The sequence below is a fragment of the Lactobacillus helveticus DSM 20075 = CGMCC 1.1877 genome, from assembly GCF_000160855.1.
Taxonomy (GTDB): domain Bacteria; phylum Bacillota; class Bacilli; order Lactobacillales; family Lactobacillaceae; genus Lactobacillus; species Lactobacillus helveticus.
On sequence record NZ_GG700757.1, the window covers coordinates 1 to 3,495 of the forward strand.

Annotated in this window: 3 protein-coding genes; 1 reads left to right on the forward strand and 2 read right to left on the reverse strand. The window is 30.8% G+C overall.

Features of this window, described 5'->3' with window-relative positions; genetic code table 11:
- Window positions 1-164: 164 nt before the first annotated feature.
- Both HMPREF0518_RS06935 and HMPREF0518_RS06940 read right to left on the reverse strand, forming a co-directional pair.
- Window positions 165-1,046, reverse strand: coding sequence for a DegV family protein (locus HMPREF0518_RS06935; protein ID WP_003627402.1), 882 nt, complete (start codon window positions 1,044-1,046; stop codon window positions 165-167).
- A 74-nt stretch (window positions 1,047-1,120) separates the two neighbouring features.
- Entirely contained in the window at window positions 1,121-1,537 is a 417-nt protein-coding gene (locus HMPREF0518_RS06940) for a MarR family winged helix-turn-helix transcriptional regulator (RefSeq protein ID WP_003627403.1), read from the reverse strand.
- Between the two features lie 148 nt (window positions 1,538-1,685).
- On the opposite strand from HMPREF0518_RS06940, the gene HMPREF0518_RS06945 reads away from it, so the two are divergent.
- On the forward strand, window positions 1,686-3,380 hold the full coding sequence (locus HMPREF0518_RS06945; RefSeq protein ID WP_003627404.1) for an Rqc2 family fibronectin-binding protein: 1,695 nt from the start codon (window positions 1,686-1,688) through the stop codon (window positions 3,378-3,380).
- Window positions 3,381-3,495: the final 115 nt, after the last annotated feature.

The window sequence follows — 3,495 nt, forward strand, 5'->3', positions numbered from 1 at the left end:
TTATTTTATGACATTGTTAATAATAAAATGGTTATTGCTATTTGAAATGGTCTTAATAGTATTTTTATTATTAAGCTTATTTTATTATCTATAATATTTTTTGCTATTGCAAGTACATAATAAAAAAGCCACTGTTTGCTTTTTAACTTAACAGTGCCTTTTTCTTATTTAGTTAAATCTAATTTATCAATGTCTATCATCCATGCAATTGCAATAGATTTTTCACCTAAGTGTGTAGCAATTACTGGTCTAAACTCAGCTACATCAACAGGCTTATCTGGGAAGTTAGTATTAATGAACTGTTTTATATCCTCTGCTTGTTTAAGATCATTAGAATGAAATACAAATAATCGTAATTTATCTTTATAAGGCAATTCTGCAGTTTTTTCCAAAGTAAGTTTCTTAACTTTAGCAACAGCACGTTTCAAAGATCTGATTTTCTCAAAAGCAACGATTTTACCATCACTATTAAATGTTAATAATGGCTTTATTTGCAACATTGTACCAATAAATGCACCTGCATTGCTTAAACGTCCGCCCCTGCTTAGATTATTAAGATCATCAACTACAAAATATTCATCAATTGTCTTACGAATCTCATCTAATTTCTTTAAAATAGCTTCTGGTTCCATGCCATTTTTTATCATTCTAGCAGCAGCTAACACCAAATAACCTTGTAATCTAACGGTCATTTTAGAATCATAGGGATACAAATTATATTCCGGATTATTATGTGCCATATTCACCATGTTTTGATAAAATCCAGAAATACCACTTGATAAAGTAATAGCAATAATGGCTTCATATCCTTCTCCATGAAGCTTATTGCATAATTCAATCATTTGACCCATGCTTGGTTGCGAAGTCTTAGGAAAAGCTGCGCCTTGCTTTTGTTTTTCAAAAAGCTCCGCAGAGGTAATGTTAACTCCTTCTAAGTATTCCTTGTCGCCAACGATGACGGGAATCGGAACCACATTAATATTATTGTCCTTAACTTCTTGGTCAGTTAAGACACTAGTACTGTCAGTAACTAATGCGATTTTCAATTTATTTCCCCCTTCCCAATTTCTTTAATTATATAATACAGAAGAATTATAGCATAAAACCAGTAAATACACACCTATTCCAAGCCTTCTAATGATGTAGACGCTTGTGCAACTTGATTAAGTTGCTTGATAAATAAACTTGATGCATCAGAATCTAGATATACAAATAAAAGTTCTTCAATTTTGTTAAGTGTATTTTTAAGTTCTTTGGCTTTCTTTATACCTTCTGCGCTTAAATTTACAATTTTGCTAGAGTCTTTTTCAGAACGTGTAATCTCTATAAGACTTTTAGTCTTCTTTTGCTGAAGCTGACGACTTAAGGTAGATAAAGAAATATTAAGTGCTTTAGCTAATTTTCCCATTGCTAAAGCTTTATTATTTGTATCATCAAAAAAAAGCAAAATTCTAGTTTGTGAAATATTTAAACCACATTTGTGATTTATTTCCTTTTTAATTTGATCAGCAATTGTACTAAAAAATAATACATCCATATACAAGGTCCTTTTTCTCCAAATTAGATTACTATAACTGTATTTTATCATTTAATAATCTATTTGATAATATGGTAAAGAACACCAATAATTTTAGAATCTTTGCTTTTACTGTTATAATATTAGACGTATTTTGAGGTGATTTATTATGGCATTTGATGGATTATTTATCCATAGTTTATTACAAGATTTAACCCCTACCCTAGTAGGAAGTCGTTTATCAAAAATTTATCAGCCCTTTGATCAAGACTTGGTTTTAATCTTTAGAAAAAATCGAAAGAATTATCAGTTTTTAATCTCAGCGAATGCTCAATATCCACGAATGTATTTAACTGAGCAAACAATTAATAACCCTGATAAGGCACCTATTTTTGTAATGGTGTTAAGAAAGTACTTAGAAGGTTCCGTTTTACAATCTATTGAACAAGTAGGCTTAGATAGAATTACTAACTTCCATTTTAGCAATCGAAACGAATTAGGCGATGAAGTAGAATTAGTTCTTTCTGTAGAAATAATGGGGCGTCATAGTAATGTTATTCTTTACAATCAAAAAGATAATCATATTATTGACTTGTTAAAGAGAATTAATCCTGATGAAAACAGAGCTCGTATTTTACTCCCCAAAGCAAAATATGAATTACCACCATTAAAGCCAGGTCTAAACGGATTAACTTTATCTGAAGATAAGTTTAAGCAATTGAGCAATGAAAATGATCCAAATGAATTATCTAAACAGATGGATGGTTTGGATAAGGACGATAGAAATGAATTGCTAGGATATTTAGAGGATGATTACAGCTATTCGTCTTTTAAAACATTCTTTAATCAATTTGAAAATCCTCGCGCATTTGTTTTAAAAACTCCTAATAATAAAAGAAAGATTTTTTGTTATTTGCCTTATCATCTGGAACTTGAAAAAGAAAGTTCAAATCCAGATCTTAATAAAGGATTAGATGAATTTTATGAATATCAAGCTAATCGTGATTGGGTAAAGCAACGTGCTAGTCAGGTAGAACGTGTTGTCAAAAATGAACAAAAGAAATTAAGCAAGAAAATCAAAAAACTAAAAAAGCAACTAGATCTTGCCGAAAATTCTGAAGGATATCGTATTAAGGGTGAAATTTTAAACGCTAATTTAAATCAAGTGAAACCGGGTATGACTACCGTTTCATTACCTAATTATTACGAAAACAATGCACCCATTGAAATTAAATTAGACCCTGCCCTTTCACCTACACGTAATGCTCAAAAATATTTTACTCGATATAAAAAACTACGTGATTCAATTAAGCACGTTAATGAACAAATTAAAATAGCTGAAGAAAATTTGCGTTACTTTGATTCTATTCAAACAGCTATTGATAATGCAGATCCACAAGATATCGATCAAATTACTGATGAGTTGATTAATCAAGGATATATTCGGAAACAAAAGAAAAATAAACGAAGAAAGAAAATTACAGAGCGTAATTTGAATGAATTTAAGCTTTCTTCTGGCAAGCATGTTTTAGTTGGTAAAAATAATTATCAAAATGACTGGTTAACTTTAAAAAAGGCCAATAAGTCTGATTACTGGTTCCATGTCAAAAACATGCCTGGTTCTCATGTGATTTTACGAGATGATCAGCCATCTGATGACGACATTAAAGAAGCAGCTGAAATTGCCGCATTCTTTTCCAAGGCTAAGAATTCTGCCCACGTTCAAGTCGATTATGTACAAGACAAACGTGTTAAAAAGCCTAATGGTGCTAAACCTGGTTTCGTCATCTATACTGGTCAAAATTCTATCGAAGTTACTCCGAAAGAAAAAGAAATCATGGCAATGAAAGTTAATAAAAAATAAGCATGTTTTGCTTAACATGCTTATTTGGCTCTTTGTCAAATCCTGTTGATAGAGAGTAAATGAATAGAATCAGGCAGTCATTAAAAGGCTGTTTGGTTCTTTTTCTTTAAACAAG